The sequence below is a fragment of the Rhizobium sp. KNZ2-6A genome (genome assembly GCF_056755475.1).
Genome location: NZ_JBNDIC010000012.1, coordinates 69,548 through 87,803, shown reverse-complemented (window position 1 = coordinate 87,803; position 18,256 = coordinate 69,548). Strand labels below are relative to the sequence as shown.

Genomic DNA, 18,256 nt, shown 5'->3' with positions numbered 1-18,256 from the left:
AACGCTTTGAGATAAAAAGCTAGATAAAAGCACATCTCTTCAGCCAGAAAGGCAAGGATCATGGACACGTTAAATCATCATCGGCCGGTGGTGTCGAAAGAGCTTTCGAGGCCGGCATTATTTGCCATGGCGGCAGCCAGTGGCATCGCCGTGGCGAATATCTATTACAATCAGCCGATGCTCGGGATCATTGAGAATGAATTCCAGCACCAGCCGATCACGGGCTTTATCCCGACTGCCACGCAGCTCGGTTATGCACTCGGCCTTTTCTTCCTGCTGCCGCTCGGGGACCTCGTCCATCGGCGCAAGCTGATCATCGGCCAGTTCGTCGTTCTGTCGGTCGCGCTTGCGCTGGCGGCCATCGCTCCCTCGGCCTGGTCGCTCGTGCTGGCCTCGCTCGTCGTCGGCGCCAGTTCCACGGTCGCCCAGCAGATCGTTCCCTTTGCCGCCTCGCTCGCCTCTCCCGAGAAGCGCGGTTCGACGATCGGTACCGTGATGGCGGGTGTGCTATCCGGAATCCTGTTCAGCAGAACATTGTCCGGATTTGTCGGTCAGCATGCCGGATGGCGCGAGATGTTCTGGATCGGCGTGCCTTTGGCGCTTGGCGCAGCAGTCCTGATGTATTTCGCTCTGCCTCATCATCGTCCGACCTCGCGCATGGCCTATCATAACGCCATCAAGTCACTTGCCCATTTGTGGAAGCGGGAACGAGCGCTTCGAACGGCCGCACTGATGCAGGCTTCGCTCTTCGGCTCGTTCACGGCCTTCTGGACAATCCTGGCGCTCTACCTGCAGACACCGCGCTTCAACCTCGGCGCCGATGTCGCCGGCCTCTTCGGGATCGTCGGCGCAGCCGGCATCTTTGCCGCGCCGCTTGCCGGCAAGATCGCAGATCGCCGTGGACCGCACTTCGTCGTTTGGATGGGCGCTTTGCTGACGCTGGTCGCCTGGGTGATCTTCGGTCTGTGGGCCTCGCTCGCCGCTCTGGTGATCGGTGTCGTCATCCTCGACTTCGGCATCCAGAGTGCGCTCGTGTCCAACCAGCATATCGTCTATGCGCTCGATGCCGATGCCCGCAGCCGACTGAATACCATCTTCATGACCTCAATGTTCCTCGGTGGTGCGATCGGCGCGGCGCTGGCGACTGCGGCCTGGGAGTATGGCGGCTGGATCGGCGTCAGTGCCCTCGGCGCCCTACTTGCGGCGGTCGCCTTGGCCATTCGTGCGGTCGAACATCGTGCCCGTTCGACCACGGCTGCCAGCGCGCGATAGGAGATTGCCATGAAGCGGCTGCGTATTCGGATCGTCGGAGGATCGCTTGCAGGTCTCTTTGCTGGCATCCTCCTCCAGCGCGACGGCCATGATGTAAAAATCTACGAACGCTCTTCGTCCGGCCTGGCCGGACGGGGAGCGGGCCTTGTCGGACAGCATGATCTCTTCAGGATGCTGCGCGCCGTCGGTTGCGAGCATGTCGCCCGCGTCGGTGTGGTCGCCAAGGAGCGGATCTACTTCAACCGGGATGGAGGCGTCGCGGAGACATTGCGGACGCCGCAGATGCAGATCTCCTGGGACTTTCTCTATTCGACCGTCGCGTCCCATATGGTGGCCGAAAGCTATCTGATCGGGCAACCCGTTGTCGGAGTGGTCGAAGGCTCCGAAGGTGCTCAGCTCCTGTTCGCCGATGGCCGACGAGAAGACGCCGATCTTGTCATCGGCGCGGACGGCCTCGGCTCGGTCGTTCGCCCTCTGCTCAACGCGGATGCGTCGAACCGCTTCGCCGGTTACGTGGCCTGGCGCGGTCTTATTCCGGAGACGGCGTTGCCGCAGGAAGCAGCGATCCTGCTGGATCGCTTCGCCTTTTACGTGACGAGCGGGATTCATGTCCTCGGCTATCTCGTTCCCGGTCCGAACGGCGAAACCGGCCCCGGCGAGCGCCGGTATAATTGGGTCTGGTATCGTCCCGCTGCCGCGGGCGAATTGCAGACACTGTTCACCGCCGCCGATGGCCGGTCATTCGACTATTCCCTGCCGCGGGGCGCATTGTCGCAGGAGCGGCTGCAGAGGCTCCGCGCGGATGCCGTCGCGATGCTGCCGCCCCCATTCGTTAAGGCGATCGAAGCCGAACCCCAGGCTTCCATCCAGGGGATCTTCGACTTTGAAGCGGCAAAAATCGTATCCGCGCATACGGCCTTGATCGGCGATGCTGCCTTTGTCGTTCGGCCACACACGGCGATGGGTGTCTCGAAGGCTGCCGGCGATACGCTCGCGCTGAGAGAAGCGTTGCTGGCGTCTGAGGACCTCTCCGAGGCGCTCGCCCGTTATGAACAGGAACGGCTGCCTGTCGGAAAGTCCATCGCTGATTATGGGCGGCGGCTGGGCGCGTCTGCCCTTTAGGATGGGTTGATGGCATCGCGATCGGCCTTATCGCGACGGCTCCCTCGGCTTATCCTCGTAACCAGCTCAGCCAACAGCCGCAATCATACGGTCGCCTGGTCGTGGTAACGCCTTTGCATACCACCGCTCCATTTGGCGAGATCGGCAGGTGAAACGTCCACGGAGCGGAGAAACCGACAATACGGACAGACCGGCTTTCCCCTACAACGGCGTCAGAACACCGGAGGCATGTGGGTCGTTCGACAAGAGCTCGTCGCAACTGCCCCCGCTTCCGGCCAGACTGATCCTCGGGAAAAGAGGATGACCATGAAAAAGGAAGCGCATCGATGCACCTGACATATCACATTGGCCAGCATGACGGTGGCTGGGCTTATCGACTGAACGATGTCTGGTCGGAGCCCTACCCAAGCCACGCGGCGGCACGTGCCGCAGCCCATCGCGCAGCTCGCCGCCAGCAGCTCGAGGGCCACGATGCGGAGATCCTTTTCCAATCCGAGGACGGCTCGTGGCATCGGGAACAGATCGTCCCGAGGTCGATGTCGCTAACGAATAGCACCGGAAGTAGGGCGCATTCCAGCGCCTGCCGACGCCCGGCAAGCCGGTTTGCCAACTCCGCTGCTGTCGCGCTCCATATATATATATCCGTTCCGAACCGATTGCGACGCTGAGCGGCAATGCGCAGCGCGATGAAACGGTATATCCCGTCAAAATCAGGAGAAATTTATGAACTACCGAGATTTCCTCGCCGGGTCTTTCGGGCGGAAATGGAGGGTCGCAGGCCTGAGGCTAAACCTCGGCTTGCTCGTCTTCTGCTCAATCCTTTCCGTCACGCTATTGGCTGATTCCGCGCTGGCCGCCGCTCCCAAGGTCGGCACGCAAGCCCCCGGCTTTTACCGCATGACGCTCGGCAATTTCGAAATCACCGCGCTGTCCGATGGCACGCATACGTTCTCGGTCCACAAGGTCCTCACCAAGACATCGTCGACCGGCGGGCAGAACGTGCCGCTCGATCTGTCCTCCCCAGGCGAGGTCGATGCACTGCTCGCGGAAAACAATCTCGCGGCTCCGGTCGCAGGATCGATCAATGCCTTCCTGGTCAACACCGGATCGAAGCTTATCCTGATCGACAGCGGCGCTGGCAGCCTTTACGGCGATTGCTGCGGCCACCTTATCGACAGTCTTCGGGCGGCTGGTTATGCGCCCGAGCAGGTCGATGAGATCTATCTGACCCATCTGCATGCGGATCACGTCGGCGGCGTGGCACCGAACGGCAAGATCGCTTTTCCGAACGCCATCGTCAGAGTGAGCCAGGCCGATGCCGACTATTGGCTGAAGGACGTTAATGAAACGGCAGCTCCGGAGCTCCTGAAATCGATGTTCGAAGGCGACAAGGCGTCTCTGAGGCCCTATATCGACGCCGGGCGTTTCAAGCCGTTCACCTATGGCGAGGAACTTTCCCCAGGCATCAAGCCAATCGCCAGCCCCGGCCACACGCCTGGTCATAGCTTCTTCGAAGTCGAGAGCGGCGGTGCCAAGTTACTGTTATGGGGCGATGTCGTGCATGTCGGCGCCGTGCAATTCCCCGACCCCGCGGTGACGGTCGCCTATGATAGCGATGCCGAAATGGCGGAAAGCGAACGGCTCGCCATCTTCGCCGACGCCGCACAGAAGGGCTACTGGATCGGAGCGGCCCATATCTCCTTTCCCGGTCTCGGGCATGTGAAGGCAAAGGACGGGCATTTCTTCTGGATTCCCGCCAATTACGACGCTGCTCTGGCAGGCGCAAAGTGATCGCGTTCATCTGCGCGGAGTTCCTTGAAATGAGGCGGCATATCGTGGGCTCACGACGCCCCATCTTTATGTCCGCAGCGGCTGGTTTCAGTCGAGCCCCTTTTTGGCTAAAGCTCGGCTTGTCTTCCGGATCCACGAGAATCTTACGCAGGACCGTAATGTTCCAGGAGGCGTCCTGCCGAGCGCTGCTGTATCCGCTTCGCGCCGAGATAATACCTTAGTATGATCCCCTAGGACGTACGTGTGCCGGAACCGGATCAGTGTACAATTTCGTGATCAGAGCATCCGTTCCAAGATGACCCTATCGAAAGTTTATAGGGTCACATTGGAGATAGACGATGTCCGCTACTGCCGCCGTTTTCGCCCACAACGCTTCTCCCATCACTTTCAAGAATGTCGCGACGGAAACCGCAGAGGAGGTGTCCTCCCTTCTTCTTTGCGCGATCCGCTGCGTCGAAAAGGACGAGACGATCGCCATCGATCTCATGAAGCAGGCTTCGAGCCTGTTGAAGCCTTTTGCAATTCCGGTCGAGCCTGCGGAACGCCAGCGCAATCCCGCTGGCGGCCTGGCTCCCTGGCAAATCAATCGCGTGAAGAACTACATCGAGGACCGCATTTCGCATTCGATCGCTCTCGATGAGCTTGCCCAGGTTGTTAAGCTCAGCACGAGCTACTTCTCGGCTGCGTTCAAGGTAACCTTCGGTATCTCGCCGCACAACTATGTCGTTGAACGTCGGGTGGAGTTCGCGAAATATCGCATGCTGAACAGCGACGCCCCCCTCTGCGAGATTGCGCTTGATTGCGGGCTGGCTGACCAAGCTCATCTGTCGCGAATTTTCCGTCGTGTGACTGGGACGACGCCGAGCGCCTGGCGGCGATACATGGCAAGCCCGGAAAGCCGAGCCGCCGCATGACCGAATGATGCCGTCACGGCGCTGCTCTGACGCAGATCTTGCGCGAGGACGAATGGACAAATTGGGAAACCTTCACTTCGCGTCCGGATCACCTCAGAAGCGAAAGAAGTTAGGAACGCGCTGCGCACGATTGAAGGGCGTGAATATCTCACTATGCTTGGCCGAGAGGCATCTAAGATCGATGCATATGAGGGAAGCTGAGATGCCGCCCACCGCGCTTATAGGGATTGTCGATGACGACGCCGAGTTCTTGGCGGCGCTTGGCAGCCTCGTTCGCTCACTCGGGTGTACGGTGGAATGTTTCAGTTCCGCCGAATTGTTGATCAATCGGGCGAACCTCCTGGACTTCGCCTGCGTCATCAGCGACATCGACATGCCGAAAGTCGATGGCCTGGAACTTATCGACATCCTCCGAGGCAAGGCCAAGGAGCTGCCGGTCATCCTCATGACTGGGTGCGGCGCCCTGGAGCTGGAGGAAAAAGCCTATGGTTCCGGCGCTTGCGGTTTCGTCACCAAGCCGTTCGGTTTCGAAGAGCTCGCATCAAGTCTGAAGGAAATCGGCGTGATAACGGAATGAGGCAGATCAGGCTTCGTTCAGCCTTTCGGCCATCTTGATGAGGTCGGCCAGCGTTCGAGCATCCATCTTGCGCATCGCCGAACCGCGATGGATCTTGACCGTAACCTCGCTCAGCGACAGTCGCCCGGCGATCTGCTTGTTCATCAGCCCTGTCGCCACCAGCGCCATCACTTCCTTCTCGCGCGAGCTGAGCTCCTGATAGCGAGTCCGCAGTGATGAGACCTCGGAATCCTTTGACTGCCGCTGCCGGTCAATTTCCAGTGCTCGTGACACAGCGTCCAGCATATCCTGGTCTCGGAAGGGCTTTGGAAGGAAATCGATGGCACCGGCCTTCATGGCTCGGACCGTCATCGGGATATCTCCAAAACCGGTCATGAAGATCAAAGGGACGGATTTCTCGCTTTTCAAAAGCTGATCCTGGAAATCGAGACCGCTGAAGCCCGGAAGACGGACGTCCACGAGCGCGCAGCACGGACCATTTGATCCCGTGAAAACCGAGAAATTCGGAACCGTTTCGTGCAGCACGGTTTTCAGTCCGACCGATCGAAGCAAGCTGTCGAGCGAAATACGCAAGTCGTGGTCGTCATCGATGACATGCACAATTGGTGTCGTATTCATATCCAAACCAAGTTGAGACGCAGGACGGTCTTTCGGCAATGCCGCCTGCGCGTCCTATCCATTGACATGCGTCTGCTCCACGGGAAGGCCGAAGCTGAAACGTGCCCCCAGGTGGGGCGTCGACTGGAGCTCGATCCGGCTGCCATGCGCTTCTATGATCGAACGGCAAATGACAAGACCCATGCCGATGCCGGTTTCCTTGGTCGAAAAAAAGCTCTCGAAAAGCCGCTCACGAGCATGGGGATCGATCCCCGGTCCGCTGTCTTCGACGTCCACCATGACATCGGTGTCGCTTTGCCGGGTGCGAATGCACAAGGTTCTGTTCCAGGCTTGTCCATCCGACATAGCTTGCGCGGCGTTGAGGGCGAGATTGACAATCACCTGCAGGATCTGCGTCTTGTCAGCCTTCACCAGCGGAAGCATGGGCGAAAGATCGAGGCGCAGGGTGACCTGACGCTTGGCGAAATCGGAGCGCAGAAGAAGGACCGCTTCTTCTATGACTGAATTGATGTTGGTCGGAAGATGCTCCGATTTCTTGTTGCTGGCCATGGCCCGCATCGTTGTGATGACGTCGGCTGCGCGCTTGCTGTTCTTGGCGATGCGCTCGAGCAGGAGTTTGGCCTCGCTGATATCAGGCTCATCCCTGGACAGCCACCGCAAGCCGGCCTCGGCGCTCGCGACGATGGTTCCGAGCGGCTGATTGACCTCGTGCGCGATCGATGCGGTCATCTCTCCCAGCAGCGAGATGCGTGCCGAGCGCGCCAGGTCGCTTTGCAGGCCATCCTTTGTCTGCTCGAGCGATATCCTCTGACGAAGGCTCGAGAAGCTGAGATAGATGTCGTTTGGCGCGATGTCCCGCTCGACCTGCCACAGATTGAAAGCGACCTGATGTTTGCCTCCATCGACGACCGTCAGACTGCCGTCATAGGCTATCGCGGTTCGACCTCGAAAGAGTTGATGGAGACCTTCCGTAAAGTGTTTTAGCGTATCTTCCGGGAGAACCGATGCGATCGGCTGCATCACGATCGTCGCCGGATCTTTGACCTGAAGCAAAGCGCAGGCGCTGGGATTGGCTTCCGCTATGAGGCAAGCGTTGCCGAGCGCGCAACTGACGTCCTGGCTGAGTTCGAACGCACCATGGCCTTTCTCGGGCGAACGAAGGTTCGCGATGATTTTCCACGCGTCTTTCGCCGCGAGGCGAATGATGCCAATCGGCATGAAATGGAAGAGGCTGTCGTCGCCGGTCAAGCCGCATAACGCGTCGATACTCATTGCCGCAAGAAACCAAACAGGTCTTGTTTCAGCCTGTCCTTGTGCGTGCTGAAAAAAACCACCGGACCGCTGCCCCAGTCCTTGTAATAAAGACACGTGTCGTCGCGGACCGTCAAGATTGGCATCCGTCTAACTCCGTTGCAAGAACTGAGGTTTTTTTGAATTATCCGGACGCTATCACAGCGATTTCAGCCGCACCATAGGTGGAATTTACAAGACGGAGCTATGCATCAAAGGACGAGCCTTTCGTTCAAAACTGATTGCCTTTTTGACGCCCAGTTCGAAGGCTCGCTTGTTGACTGCACTCTCACGGACCTTTTCCGAAGCCTCTTTTCAGTTCTCCAATCTCGGCTTTGCGATTGTGTCGTGCGAGCAGGTGAACCTAAGGCTTCCGGACGGCGGATGTTGTTGTTATTGGCGGTTGTCGAATACATCCGTTCTAGTATGTTCTAGCTAGGGGAGGGAATCTTGGCTGATTTGCCAAAGACTTGGACGGGAGAGACTGTTGAGCTCTGAACATTTCAGTGGAGCGAGCATGGGGAGTTATTTCGGCGTCCCGGACGCTGTGGCTCTGGAAGTGGTGCCGGTGGAATCGGCTGTCTTTTGTGCGGCGAAGCTAACAAAAGCACTGGGTGAAGGGCAGCGTGAGGAGGTAAGGATTCCGGCCTCGGATGCCTATCTCCTTATGATATACCTCGAAGATACGCTTCACGCCGACATCGGCACATACGGCACCCGCACTGCCGTCAATTCCTATCGACGGGGATTAATATGTCTCATTGATCTTTTCGACGGCGCGGCCTTTGAATTGCATAGCGATCTCCACGCTCTTGCACTCGTCCTGCCCAAGGCGCTTCTTCTGGAGGTGGCGAAGATTTCGACTTTCACAAGAAATAGCAAGCTCATTTGCAAGAGACGACATCCCGACGAGGTTCTATCAAATTTGGCAACGGCTCTCGTGCCGTTATTCGATGCAAGCAGGCTCTTCCTGCCAGCGCTCCTGAAGTCCATGGCGCTCGCAATCTGTGCTCACTTGCTTCATGACTATTGCGACAGGTTAATGCGTAACGGCGTTTCGCCCAGCTCCTTATCGGTGGGGCAGGAGAAGGCAGCGAAAGAATGTATGATTGAAAATCTCGGGCGCGAACTGAGCGTAGCCGAGATTTCATCGGTAGCCGGGCTATCGCCCAATCATTTCATTCGGGAATTCCGTAGGGCAACTGGGATAACGCCCTATCAATGGCTTATGAAGATCCGGATCGATCACGCCAAAGATCTTCTACCGACGTCTGCGTGCTCGCTCAAGGATATTGCGGAAGAATGCGGATTCACCGATCAAAGCCATTTTACAAAAGTGTTTGCGCGTGAGACAGGCTCCACGCCCGCAGCTTGGCGGAACACGAAAACTCACTGAGTGAATCTCTGCAAAAAATCGATGCAATTACCAAAATCGATCCATGGTCTCTGGTACTGGCGTCGAGTGCGATAATGTCGACTTCGCGGTAAGCATCGGGAGGGTTCCGGAGCGGCGGCATATGACGCGACGTATAGATTTGACGCAGGCACCAAGTTATACCTAACTGAACAATATGGGGCGGGCTCTACCGAGTTTCGTCGAAACCGAGAGGCACTGCCGATGGCGATGGAAGGTCTTGGTGTCGAGGTCCGGCATAAGAAGGATTCCTTCGGATGTACGGTGGAAGGGCTCGATGAGGACTGGCAGCTTTTCGCCGGTAACATGACCTTTTTCAGAAAGGCATCGAAAACGGCACCAGGAAGGGTCACCACTCCTGCGGGTGCTGACGGATATCTCATTGGTCTTTCGGTCCAGCGCGGGCATCGCAGGCGGATTTTTGACGGGCAGCGCGCGACCGTTCACGATTTTGGAGAGGATCACATCTATGTTCGTGATCTGCGCGAGTCCTACAAAGCCGATTTGAGCGGCTCGTTTGATTTTATTCTGGCGGAAATTTCGGGCTCTGATCTTGAGGAGATCGCCGCAGAGTCAGACTTGGGGGACGTGTCTGCCCTCGCAACTACGACCGCGCGCCCGGATGTGCTGTTAGCCGGATTGTTGCGCACTTTGCTTGGATGTGGGGCAAGGCAACAGAGCAATCGCCTCTTTGTGGACCAGATCTCCACGGCGATTGGCGTTCACCTGGCTCACACCTACGGGAACGGACGGCTTCGGACACCAGATCGTCGATTGGCTCTTTCTAAGAAGCAGGAGCATCTTGCAAAAGAGCTTTTGAGAAGCCGAATTGCGACTGAGGTTTCAATCAGCGAGATTGCTCTCCTGTGCGATCTGCCAAGATTTGCGTTCATCCGCGCCTTCCGTGAAACGACAGGGATGACACCCAACGAATGGCTTCGACAAGCACGTCTGGAGCGCGCTTGTCTGTTGCTTCGGAATGGGGAGCTCTCGCTTGCGGACATTGCGGCAGCCTGCGGATATTCGGCAGTCCCCGATTTTGTCGGCGCCTTCACAAGATCGATGACCGTCACACCCGAAGCTTGGCGGCTTGCAGTGGGATCCCGCATGGGGCCGACTGGAGTGATCTGAACCGAGCCGGCGCCTTTATCGTATAGTGAAGAGAACCTCATCGGCCCGGCCAATGCTGGCGGGCCTCTTCCGTGATCTCGACCTTGCGCGGCCGCTTGCGAGCAGGGGACGACGCGGCCTCGGCGGGTGAGGCAAGCCCGAGCCGCTCTGCCAGCCGCCGGGCATCGACCGGTGCCCTGACTTTCACGTCATTGTCGAAATAGACATAGACGTCGCGGCCCATCGCGGACGATTTCAGCGGCTTCAATACGCGATTGGCGTCGGCGGGCTCGCGGCCGTGCGCCCAGGCGCTGATCCGTTTTGCCCATATATTCAGGGCCTTGTCGTCGTAGCCACTGACATAGAGCTCTTTCGAGCCATGGAGGCGGCAATAGACAAAGTCTGCCGTGAGATCCATGAGTAACGGCCATTCGACCGTGTCGGCGCAGACGAGTGCCATCTTGTGCTTCCTCAGCAGCTTGATGAAATCGGCCTGCGCAAAACTCTCGTTGCGGATCTCGAATGCATGGCGCAGTGGCCTGTTTTCGTCCGTCTCCAGCCAGTCGCGGCCTTCCATCCATGCATCGCGCCCTCTGGCAAGTCTGGCCGCGGCATGGGTGTCCTTCGGCAGCATTGCCATGAAGGCGGAAAAGAGCTCTGGGTCGAACCGCAGCCGCGGTGGAAACTGCCAGAGGATCGGGCCAAGCTTCGATCCGAGGCGCAGCAGGCCCGAAGCCATGAAATTGGCAAGCGGTGTCTCGACATCGCGCAGCTTGCGCATGTGAGTTATGTAGCGCGAGCCCTTGACGGCGAAGACGAAGTCGTCCGGCGTCTCGTCCCGCCATTTCGCAAAGGCCTCGGGACGTTGCAACCCATAGAATGTTCCGTTGATTTCGATGGAGGGAAACTGCCGGGAGGCATAGGCCAGCTCGCGCTTCTGCGTCGTGCCCTTCGGGTAGAAAACGCCGCGCCACGGGGCATAGGTCCAGCCAGAAATACCGATACGGATCGCGCCTGTCTTTGTCATCTATTCATGGCCATGTCTGAATCGGATTGCTTCATGGCGACTGCGGCAAAGCCGATGAACTTCCCGCTAGGTGGCATTGATGGAAGGAAGGAACGACATGACTTCGTTGCGTTGCCTTGGCTCGAGTATCTCGATCTCCCGTTTCCAGAAGGTCTCGGCTTCCGGAGGGTCCGCGTCCCAGCTGTTGGTCGACAGAATATTGTCATCCATGACCAGAAGCCTGCGTCCGCCGAGCCGCAGATATTCCTTCGCAAGTTCCTGAGCGCCGTTTTTTTTGGAGTCTGGGTTTTTCATAGTGTCTAGGCTTTTCATGGGATCTGCTCCTCTATTGCTGCTTCGCCGGCAATCACATTTCATCCGGCCGCAGCCGTGGCCATACCGATCGACAAGGCGCTGACTGCGATGATTTTCATCAACATGGGATCATTCCTCTCTTCTCTTTTTCGCCTTCAAACTCAACAGCAGAGTGGTTGTTTCCAGGTTTGTTGGATTTTTGCCCATGGCGGGATCATGCCTTCGAAGAAGGCCATGCACGGAACAAGCCGGCGTTGCGGGAGTTGGGGGGTCTTTTCCATGGAGAACGGACCATGTCTTCCTTCAAAGACCGTCCTGTGATCAGCGACTTTCAACATCCCGGCGAGGCTCCAGGCGGCGATCCATTCCTGGGAACGATCAATAGCGAGCTTGCCGACAAGGGTTTTCTTGTCACCAGCACGGACGAGCTCATCACCTGGGCGCGCACGGGATCGCTGATGTGGATGACGTTCGGGCTCGCCTGCTGCGCGATCGAAATGATGCAGATGTCGATGCCGCGCTATGACGTCGAACGCATAGGCGCCGCGCCAAGGGCCAGCCCAAGGCAGTCGGATCTAATGATTGTCGCGGGCACGCTTTGCAACAAGATGGCGCCGGCGCTGCGCAAGGTCTACGACCAGATGCCCGAGCCGCGCTATGTCATTTCGATGGGCTCCTGCGCCAATGGCGGCGGCTACTATCACTATTCCTACTCGGTCGTGCGCGGTTGCGACCGGATCGTTCCCATCGATATTTACGTGCCGGGCTGTCCGCCGACCGCGGAAGCCTTGCTCTATGGCATCATGCTTCTCCAGCGAAAGATTCGCCGCAACGGGACAATCGAGCGATAATCGAATTTCGCATCAGCCCGCTTCTATTCCGATCCCTCCCCAGCGGCATCTAGCGATTTTTTGGAATTGGATGGAACAAGCTCGGAATACAACCGTTTTCCAGCAAGATGCAAACGGCGTCGCCCGAGAGGCAATCCAAAGCATCCCGAATACGCATCGCGACGTACAGCGAACAGCAAAGATTGTTCAAATCAAGATCAGTGGCGATTGGGCCCGGCGCCAGCATGGATGCCGGTTTTCATTGGGCACGGCTGGCGTTGAGCGAGATCGGACGCTGTATGCAATGCGGGCGCGAGGTCGCTCTCATTGGAACCTGCCAAGGAGGAAAGTTGTGACCGACCTGTCTCGAACAACCGGTCTGCAAACCGAAATAGTCGAACTTATTCCAGCCCTTCGCGCCTTTGCGCGGACCTTTCACAGAAATACCAACGATGCCGACGATCTGGTTCAGGAGACCTTGGCGAAGGCATTGGCCAACCTCAATCAGTTCGACCGTGGCACCCGACTGAAATCGTGGCTGTTCACGATCATGCGCAATACGTTTTGCACGAAGTTCCGCATTGCCAAGCGCGAGGCTCCGGGCAGCAAGAAATGTGTTTCCGGTGATGGCATCGCCTTGCCGTCGCAGGAATGGACTATCCGGGCAAGGGAACTCGAGGAGGCTTGCAATCTCCTGCCCGAGCCTTACCGGGCGGTGCTTGAATATGTCGTTATAGAAGGCCGCTCGTATGATGCAGCGGCGGAAAAATTCGGCTGCGCGATCGGTACGGTGAAAAGCAGGATCAATCGCGCACGGCAGCAATTGGCCGCCCGGCTTGACGAAGAAAGGCGCTAGATGTCTCGTTTTCGGTTGCCGAATAAAGCCTTGGCGATGTGTTCCATGGCAACCGATTTTTCGCACAGCACAAAGCCGGTAAAATCCGCCATCGCGCCGGAGGGCTCTCGACTGAGGGCGAAGACATAGGGAAGCCTCTGCCCTTCAAGCCGCTCAACGAGAGAAAAGGCGCGCTCGGTGGCGAGATGCAAATCCAGGATTGCCGCATCCGCGTTGCCTGCCTCAATCAGTCCGACTGCGTGTTCGATATCATCGACCGGTCCGACTATGATCGCGCCGAGCTCCTGCAGTTTTTGCCGCGCGTCATCGGCGAGGAAATAGCAGTCCTCCACGATCAAAAGCCGTTTGCCCCGGAACATTTGGCTATAAGGGGGCGTCGAATTGTCCATCCGTCAATCCAGACTGAGTTAATCGCTTATAGATGGTTTTGCGTGAACTGAAAGTAAACCGCAAGGCGAGACAAAGGCAGGGCATTCGCCTGAGGGACCTAGCATCCCGAACATTCAAGAGCGATAAAAGTTTCCAAATCAACAGCAAAAGAATCTCGTGCAAGCATGCCGGATAGGTATGGGCTTCGGGAACAAATGGTCGCGCCCGTGGTTCGTCAAATGGGAAAGGGGCCTCCACAAATGGGAGGATCGCATGCACGAAGTCATTGATGTCGAATTTAAAATTCTTTGGAACGCGCCTGTCCGCCTTGCTGTCGGAGATCAAGGCTGCCAGACAGTCCGGGGGCCGGACGATGCAATCCATTTCCTGTCGCGGCGATGGCCGTGCGAAAGAGGCTCCTCCTACGCCCATGCAAGGGAGCGCTGCGTCGCAGCCGTTTCACACCGGATTCCGGTCGAGGCATCCAGACCAGCCTTCGTGATGGCCTGTCTTGATGCGCGTTTGATGAGAACGGGCGGATATCGGCCATGAGAAACGACGACACGATTTCCGAAACTGACGCTTATGAGCTCGGCAGGAAGGCCTTCCAGAAAGGCGCGACCGGCGACAATAACCCTTTTCCGGAAGGCGACCACCGCCGCGACAAGTGGGCGCACGGGTTCATGGACGCGCAGAAGATCCCAAGCGATGAGCATCTGCCAGGCCGCCCGTCGGGTTGATAGCCCATAGGTGGCCTGAACCGTAGCGGTGACCTGTTGGTCCCGCACGGCAAGGCGAATGGATCACCTGTCGCCTTCCCGTTCGTTAAGGTCGATCTGACCTTTCTCGGCCAGGATCGGCAGCGCGATATTGTGCTGTGCCTCGTTCATTTCCTGCACGGTCACCAGCGTTCCGCCTTGTTCGAGAGCTGCCGCATAGGCGGAACGCTGTTCCTCGTGAAAGAAGATTCCGGTCAGCGCGTCGAGAAAGCCCATGTGATCGATCGGCGATGTATCCGGTCGATTGCCCGGTGTCATGGTGATTGCATCCTTGGGTATGCCGGCATCCATGAGTGCCTGGGCTGCTGCCTCGGCATCATATTCGTCGTTGAAGAATGCGCTCAGCGCAAAGGAGCCTATTTGGCTGTCGCCGTTCATGACGAGTTCCTCCGTTCCTACGGTTTCATCATCCTAACGAGCAGCGGAGAAGTGGGTTCCCATACCGAGGACATCCGAGCATGGAACAAAGAGAACGGCGATTAGTTGATCGTCGTAGAGTCTGGAACCATTGCGAGCCCCCAATGCTCGATAGATTTCCCTTGGCCGGTACAGGTCCTTCGCTGGCATATGAACATGCGGACGCAGAAACCCTTGGTGAGCTGCGCGACGATGCTCGCTCGTGCACCCGATGCGATCTCTATCGCAATGCCACCCATCTCGTCTTCGGCGAAGGTCCCGATACGGCCGATATCGTGCTTGTCGGCGAACAGCCCGGCGACAAGGAGGATCTGGCCGCGCGACCCTTCGTCGGGCCGGCGGGCCGGCTTCTCGATCAATGTCTCGAAGAGGCGGGCGTGGATCGGGATCGCTGCTATGTCACCAACGCCGTCAAGCATTTCAAATACCAGATGCGCGGCAAGAAGCGCCTGCATGCAAGGCCCAATGCCGGAGAGGTGCAGCGTTGCGCCTGGTGGCTCGGGGCTGAACTCGAGCTTCTGAAACCCAAACTGGTCGTCGCACTCGGCGCCACAGCGGTCTCCTCGCTGCTCGGTTCGAAGGTCAAGGTCATGCGCGACCGTGGCCACATCCTGCATTCCTCGGGGAAGCCCGATGTTCTCGTGACCATTCACCCTTCCGCACTTTTGCGGATCAGGGAGCAGGATGAAAAGGAAAAGAGCCGGCTCGCCTTCGTTCGGGATCTGAAAAAGATCCGGCGCTTTCTGCGGCATTGACCATCGTTTCAACCGATTGACCGGGAGCTGAACCCCGCACGACAACAAGCAAAGGTCATGTCATGGCTGACAATCAACCCAATATCATGGAAACCAAGCCGGATCGGCCGAAACAGCAGCCCGCCGACGACGCGGATCGTCGAAACGACGTCTCGGAGGGAAAACGGCCTTCATTCGTCCGCCGCCATCCCTTCTGGATACTCTCCGGCATCTTGGTGCTGGTGGCTCTGATGGTCGGCGCGTGGTTCGGCTGGAAGATCTATTTCTATCCCTACGAGTCGACGGATGACGCCTTCGTCGGCGCGCGCAGCTTTTCCGTGGCCGCCAAGGTTTCCGGTTATGTCGCGGACGTTCCCGTGACCGACAACCAACACGTCGGGGCCGGAGATATCATTTTGCGGATCGAGCCACGCGACTATCAAATCGCGCTCGACCAGGCCAATGGCCAGGTCGAGGTGGCCAAGGCCTCCGTCGATAGCGCCGGCGCGCAGATCGAAGCGGCCAATGCTTCCGTCGATGTTGCCAGAGCGCAGCAGAATTCCGCTGCCGCCGCCCTCCAATATGCTCAGCAGGAATCTGCTCGCCAGCAGCAATTGGTCAAGACGGGTTCCGGCAGCGTGCAGGCCGTCCAACAGGCGGCGTCGACCCTGCAGCAGGATCAGGCAAGCCTTGCGCAGATGCAGGCGAATGTGATCTCCGCGTTGAAAAACAAGACCGTTTCGGAAGCGCAGCAATCCAGCGCGCTCGCCAGTCTGAAACAGGCGCAAGCGCAGGCGGAAGAGGCACAGCAGAACCTGAGCTATACGACGATCACCGCAGCCCAGCCGGGTCGCGTTGTCCGCCTCACCGGCTCAAAAGGTCAATATATCGATGCGGGGCAGGCGATCTCGACATTCGTTCCCGACGAAATCTGGATTACGGCTAACTTCAAGGAGACGCAGCTGACGGATATGCGGCCGGGGCAGCCTGTGGAGCTCACGATCGACGCCTATCCGGATCATACGCTCCGCGGCAAGGTCGCATCCGTGCAGCCAGGCTCCGGAACGGCCTTCTCGCTATTGCCGGCCGAGAATGCGACCGGCAACTACGTCAAGGTCACGCAGCGCGTGCCGGTCAAAATCATCGTCGACAAGTGGCCCGCAGATGTCGCCATCGGCCCCGGCATGTCCGTGGTGCCGACGGTGACGGTGCGCCCGAGGAGCTGAGATGAGCGGCGCAAGCGCAACGGCCGGCGGCGCAGGGGCGTCTTCCGCACATGTCACGAATCCCTGGCTGATTGCCATCGTGGTGTCGCTTGCGACCTTCATGGAAGTGCTCGACACGACGATTGCCAATGTCGCCTTGCGTTATATTTCAGGCGGTCTCGCCGTCAGTTCCGACCAGGCCTCCTGGGTGGTCACGACCTATCTCGTCTCGAACGCGATCGTGCTTGTTGCCAGCAGTTATTTCGCCGAGCGGTTCGGACGTCGCAGGTTCTACCTCCTGTGCCTGGCGACCTTCACGATCGCTTCCGTCCTGTGCGGCCTATCCTGGAATCTGGAAACATTGCTGGTGTTCCGGATGATCCAGGGCTTTGCCGGCGGCGGCATGGTGCCGACCTCGCAGGCGATTCTAGCGGATGCCTTTCCGCCGGCAAAGCGCGGGCAGGCCTTCGCTCTTTTCGGCGTGGCAGTCGTCGTGGCGCCCGTCATCGGGCCGACATTGGGCGGCTATCTCTCCGACAATCTTTCCTGGCACTGGTGTTTTCTTATCAACGGCCCCGTCGGCGTCTTCGCCTTTGGCCTGGTCTACGTGCTGTTGAAGGAAACGCCTCAGACGAAGCGCATGCGCGAGGAGTTTCGCCGAAAAGGAGTCCGCTTCGATCTCGTCGGCTTTCTGCTGGTGGCGACCTTTCTCGGCTCACTGGAACTCGTGCTGGATCGAGGCCAGACCGATGACTGGTTCGGCTCGGGCTTCATCATCGCGATGACCGCCATATGCGTTCTCGCATTTCTGCTTGCGATCCCATGGGTTCTAACGAAGGCCAACCCGATCATCGACGGATGGTTGCTTGGCACCCGGCAGTTCGGGTCCTGCTTTATCGTCATGATGGCAACCGGTGCCATCCTGATCGCGACGACGCAGTTCATTCCCGAAGTCGTGCAGCAGAACTATGGATATACGGCGACCTGGGCGGGGCTCGCCCTGTCGCCGGGCGGGCTTGTCACCATGGTCATGATGTTCGTTGCGGGGCGCGTGAATTCGCTTGTTCAGCCGAAATATCTGATTGCCATCGGCGCTGCGATCATTGCGGTGTCCATGTGGCAATTGACGCGGCTCTATCCCGGCCTGAACTTCGGTTTCTTCGTCTGGTCGCGCCTCTATATCGGTCTCGGCCTGCCGCTGATCTTCATCCCGATCACCTCGGCTTCCTATTACGGCCTCAAGCCGGAGCAGACCAACCAGGCGTCCGCCATGATCAATGCGGCCCGCAACATTGGCGGTTCGATCGGCGTATGCGTCGCGTCGAACGTCCTGGCCCATCGCGAGCAGTGGCATCAGAGCCGCCTTGTGGAGCATGTGGTGCCGTCCTCGCCGGCCTATCAGGAGACGCTGCAGACCATGTCGCGCTATTTTGCCGAGAAGGGCGCGACGATGGCGGATGCGAAGGCGCAGGCGACCGCCTGGATCGGACAGCAGGTGCAGACCCAGGCGAGCTATCTCGCCTATATCGATGTGTTCCATGTGCTGATGCTGATCGTGCTTTGTGCCATTCCGCTTGCATTGATCCTCAGCAATGTCGATCTCAAGGGAGATGGCGGCGGCATGCATTGACCGGCTG

General features: G+C 58.3%; 21 protein-coding genes. 15 read left to right on the top strand and 6 right to left on the bottom strand.

The window, feature by feature from the left end; all coding sequences use genetic code 11:
- The first annotated feature begins 60 nt into the window (after positions 1-60).
- The 6 genes from ACPYOP_RS10955 (at position 61) to ACPYOP_RS10930 (ending at position 5,676) form a co-directional block, all read left to right on the top strand.
- Positions 61-1,272, top strand: a complete 1,212-nt coding sequence (locus ACPYOP_RS10955; protein ID WP_481410410.1) for an MFS transporter — start codon at positions 61-63, stop codon at positions 1,270-1,272.
- Between the two features lie 9 nt (positions 1,273-1,281).
- The gene (locus ACPYOP_RS10950; protein ID WP_481410409.1) at positions 1,282-2,394 is read left to right on the top strand and encodes an FAD binding domain-containing protein; all 1,113 of its coding nucleotides are present in this window, start codon (positions 1,282-1,284) and stop codon (positions 2,392-2,394) included.
- Positions 2,395-2,720: 326 nt separating this feature from the next.
- A complete protein-coding gene (locus ACPYOP_RS10945) occupies positions 2,721-3,062 on the top strand; it encodes a DUF2188 domain-containing protein (RefSeq protein WP_481410408.1) in 342 nt (113 codons plus the stop codon).
- Positions 3,063-3,117: 55 nt separating this feature from the next.
- Positions 3,118-4,185 (top strand): MBL fold metallo-hydrolase, encoded by a 1,068-nt coding sequence (locus ACPYOP_RS10940; RefSeq protein WP_481410407.1) that lies wholly within the window; start codon positions 3,118-3,120, stop codon positions 4,183-4,185.
- Between the two features lie 338 nt (positions 4,186-4,523).
- A complete protein-coding gene (locus ACPYOP_RS10935; protein WP_481410406.1) occupies positions 4,524-5,099 on the top strand; it encodes a helix-turn-helix domain-containing protein in 576 nt (191 codons plus the stop codon).
- A 202-nt stretch (positions 5,100-5,301) separates the two neighbouring features.
- Complete coding sequence (locus tag ACPYOP_RS10930; protein WP_481410405.1) at positions 5,302-5,676, top strand: response regulator transcription factor; 375 nt, start codon at positions 5,302-5,304, stop codon at positions 5,674-5,676.
- Between the two features lie 6 nt (positions 5,677-5,682).
- Here the strand turns inward: ACPYOP_RS10930 and ACPYOP_RS10925 are convergent, their stop codons facing one another.
- Both ACPYOP_RS10925 and ACPYOP_RS10920 read right to left on the bottom strand, forming a co-directional pair.
- Complete coding sequence (locus ACPYOP_RS10925) at positions 5,683-6,294, bottom strand: response regulator transcription factor (protein WP_481410404.1); 612 nt, start codon at positions 6,292-6,294, stop codon at positions 5,683-5,685.
- 54 nt (positions 6,295-6,348) lie between these two features.
- A complete protein-coding gene (locus ACPYOP_RS10920; RefSeq protein ID WP_481410403.1) occupies positions 6,349-7,566 on the bottom strand; it encodes a sensor histidine kinase in 1,218 nt (405 codons plus the stop codon).
- 505 nt (positions 7,567-8,071) lie between these two features.
- Here ACPYOP_RS10920 and ACPYOP_RS10915 point away from each other — a divergent pair.
- Positions 8,072-8,980: an AraC family transcriptional regulator gene (locus ACPYOP_RS10915; RefSeq protein ID WP_481410402.1), complete on the top strand. Its 909-nt coding sequence runs from the start codon at positions 8,072-8,074 to the stop codon at positions 8,978-8,980.
- Between the two features lie 222 nt (positions 8,981-9,202).
- Positions 9,203-10,129 (top strand): helix-turn-helix domain-containing protein, encoded by a 927-nt coding sequence (locus ACPYOP_RS10910; protein WP_481410401.1) that lies wholly within the window; start codon positions 9,203-9,205, stop codon positions 10,127-10,129.
- Between the two features lie 37 nt (positions 10,130-10,166).
- Here ACPYOP_RS10910 and ACPYOP_RS10905 read toward each other — a convergent pair whose 3' ends face one another.
- Together ACPYOP_RS10905 and ACPYOP_RS10900 are read right to left on the bottom strand one after the other, a co-directional pair.
- Positions 10,167-11,135 carry a DUF72 domain-containing protein gene (locus ACPYOP_RS10905; RefSeq protein ID WP_481410400.1) on the bottom strand — a complete coding sequence of 323 codons (969 nt, stop codon included), beginning with the start codon at positions 11,133-11,135 and terminating at the stop codon, positions 10,167-10,169.
- 66 nt (positions 11,136-11,201) lie between these two features.
- Positions 11,202-11,447, bottom strand: coding sequence for a hypothetical protein (locus ACPYOP_RS10900; protein WP_481410399.1), 246 nt, complete (start codon positions 11,445-11,447; stop codon positions 11,202-11,204).
- Positions 11,448-11,722: 275 nt separating this feature from the next.
- Between ACPYOP_RS10900 and ACPYOP_RS10895 the strand changes: the two genes are divergently transcribed.
- Both ACPYOP_RS10895 and ACPYOP_RS10890 read left to right on the top strand, forming a co-directional pair.
- A complete protein-coding gene (locus ACPYOP_RS10895) occupies positions 11,723-12,280 on the top strand; it encodes a NuoB/complex I 20 kDa subunit family protein (RefSeq protein WP_481410398.1) in 558 nt (185 codons plus the stop codon).
- Positions 12,281-12,350: 70 nt separating this feature from the next.
- Positions 12,351-13,115 carry a sigma-70 family RNA polymerase sigma factor gene (locus ACPYOP_RS10890; protein ID WP_481410397.1) on the top strand — a complete coding sequence of 255 codons (765 nt, stop codon included), beginning with the start codon at positions 12,351-12,353 and terminating at the stop codon, positions 13,113-13,115.
- Here the strand turns inward: ACPYOP_RS10890 and ACPYOP_RS10885 are convergent.
- Complete coding sequence (locus ACPYOP_RS10885; RefSeq protein WP_481410396.1) at positions 13,112-13,504, bottom strand: response regulator; 393 nt, start codon at positions 13,502-13,504, stop codon at positions 13,112-13,114. The two genes, ACPYOP_RS10890 and ACPYOP_RS10885, sit on opposite strands and share 4 nt — an antisense overlap.
- A 178-nt stretch (positions 13,505-13,682) precedes the next feature.
- On the opposite strand from ACPYOP_RS10885, the gene ACPYOP_RS10880 reads away from it, so the two are divergent.
- A complete protein-coding gene (locus ACPYOP_RS10880) occupies positions 13,683-14,036 on the top strand; it encodes a DUF982 domain-containing protein (RefSeq protein WP_481410461.1) in 354 nt (117 codons plus the stop codon).
- Complete coding sequence (locus tag ACPYOP_RS10875; RefSeq protein WP_481410395.1) at positions 14,033-14,224, top strand: hypothetical protein; 192 nt, start codon at positions 14,033-14,035, stop codon at positions 14,222-14,224. Before ACPYOP_RS10880 ends, ACPYOP_RS10875 begins: the two co-directional genes overlap by 4 nt.
- A 63-nt stretch (positions 14,225-14,287) precedes the next feature.
- Here the strand turns inward: ACPYOP_RS10875 and ACPYOP_RS10870 are convergent, their stop codons facing one another.
- On the bottom strand, positions 14,288-14,641 hold the full coding sequence (locus ACPYOP_RS10870) for a hypothetical protein (protein ID WP_481410394.1): 354 nt from the start codon (positions 14,639-14,641) through the stop codon (positions 14,288-14,290).
- A gap of 143 nt (positions 14,642-14,784) precedes the next feature.
- Between ACPYOP_RS10870 and ACPYOP_RS10865 the strand changes: the two genes are divergently transcribed.
- The 3 genes from ACPYOP_RS10865 to ACPYOP_RS10855 all read left to right on the top strand — a co-directional run bounded on the left by ACPYOP_RS10865 (position 14,785) and on the right by ACPYOP_RS10855 (position 18,249).
- Positions 14,785-15,435, top strand: a complete 651-nt coding sequence (locus ACPYOP_RS10865) for a UdgX family uracil-DNA binding protein (RefSeq protein WP_481410393.1) — start codon at positions 14,785-14,787, stop codon at positions 15,433-15,435.
- 62 nt (positions 15,436-15,497) lie between these two features.
- Positions 15,498-16,640: an HlyD family secretion protein gene (locus tag ACPYOP_RS10860; RefSeq protein ID WP_481410392.1), complete on the top strand. Its 1,143-nt coding sequence runs from the start codon at positions 15,498-15,500 to the stop codon at positions 16,638-16,640.
- Position 16,641: 1 nt separating this feature from the next.
- Complete coding sequence (locus ACPYOP_RS10855; RefSeq protein WP_481410391.1) at positions 16,642-18,249, top strand: DHA2 family efflux MFS transporter permease subunit; 1,608 nt, start codon at positions 16,642-16,644, stop codon at positions 18,247-18,249.
- Positions 18,250-18,256: the final 7 nt, after the last annotated feature.

What these genes read in the sequence shown, in the direction of transcription:
- ACPYOP_RS10955 (WP_481410410.1), top strand. Translation starts at nt 61, where the DNA reads ATGGACACGTTAAATCATCATCGGCCGGTGGTGTCGAAAGAGCTTTCG.
- ACPYOP_RS10950 (WP_481410409.1), top strand. Translation starts at nt 1,282, where the DNA reads ATGAAGCGGCTGCGTATTCGGATCGTCGGAGGATCGCTTGCAGGTCTC.
- ACPYOP_RS10945 (WP_481410408.1), top strand. Translation starts at nt 2,721, where the DNA reads ATGCACCTGACATATCACATTGGCCAGCATGACGGTGGCTGGGCTTAT.
- ACPYOP_RS10940 (WP_481410407.1), top strand. Translation starts at nt 3,118, where the DNA reads ATGAACTACCGAGATTTCCTCGCCGGGTCTTTCGGGCGGAAATGGAGG.
- ACPYOP_RS10935 (WP_481410406.1), top strand. Translation starts at nt 4,524, where the DNA reads ATGTCCGCTACTGCCGCCGTTTTCGCCCACAACGCTTCTCCCATCACT.
- ACPYOP_RS10930 (WP_481410405.1), top strand. Translation starts at nt 5,302, where the DNA reads ATGCCGCCCACCGCGCTTATAGGGATTGTCGATGACGACGCCGAGTTC.
- ACPYOP_RS10925 (WP_481410404.1), bottom strand. Translation starts at nt 6,294, where the DNA reads ATGAATACGACACCAATTGTGCATGTCATCGATGACGACCACGACTTG.
- ACPYOP_RS10920 (WP_481410403.1), bottom strand. Translation starts at nt 7,566, where the DNA reads ATGAGTATCGACGCGTTATGCGGCTTGACCGGCGACGACAGCCTCTTC.
- ACPYOP_RS10910 (WP_481410401.1), top strand. Translation starts at nt 9,203, where the DNA reads ATGGCGATGGAAGGTCTTGGTGTCGAGGTCCGGCATAAGAAGGATTCC.
- ACPYOP_RS10905 (WP_481410400.1), bottom strand. Translation starts at nt 11,135, where the DNA reads ATGACAAAGACAGGCGCGATCCGTATCGGTATTTCTGGCTGGACCTAT.
- ACPYOP_RS10900 (WP_481410399.1), bottom strand. Translation starts at nt 11,447, where the DNA reads ATGAAAAGCCTAGACACTATGAAAAACCCAGACTCCAAAAAAAACGGC.
- ACPYOP_RS10895 (WP_481410398.1), top strand. Translation starts at nt 11,723, where the DNA reads ATGTCTTCCTTCAAAGACCGTCCTGTGATCAGCGACTTTCAACATCCC.
- ACPYOP_RS10890 (WP_481410397.1), top strand. Translation starts at nt 12,351, where the DNA reads ATGGAACAAGCTCGGAATACAACCGTTTTCCAGCAAGATGCAAACGGC.
- ACPYOP_RS10885 (WP_481410396.1), bottom strand. Translation starts at nt 13,504, where the DNA reads ATGGACAATTCGACGCCCCCTTATAGCCAAATGTTCCGGGGCAAACGG.
- ACPYOP_RS10880 (WP_481410461.1), top strand. Translation starts at nt 13,683, where the DNA reads ATGGGCTTCGGGAACAAATGGTCGCGCCCGTGGTTCGTCAAATGGGAA.
- ACPYOP_RS10875 (WP_481410395.1), top strand. Translation starts at nt 14,033, where the DNA reads ATGAGAAACGACGACACGATTTCCGAAACTGACGCTTATGAGCTCGGC.
- ACPYOP_RS10870 (WP_481410394.1), bottom strand. Translation starts at nt 14,641, where the DNA reads ATGAACGGCGACAGCCAAATAGGCTCCTTTGCGCTGAGCGCATTCTTC.
- ACPYOP_RS10865 (WP_481410393.1), top strand. Translation starts at nt 14,785, where the DNA reads ATGCTCGATAGATTTCCCTTGGCCGGTACAGGTCCTTCGCTGGCATAT.
- ACPYOP_RS10860 (WP_481410392.1), top strand. Translation starts at nt 15,498, where the DNA reads ATGGCTGACAATCAACCCAATATCATGGAAACCAAGCCGGATCGGCCG.
- ACPYOP_RS10855 (WP_481410391.1), top strand. Translation starts at nt 16,642, where the DNA reads ATGAGCGGCGCAAGCGCAACGGCCGGCGGCGCAGGGGCGTCTTCCGCA.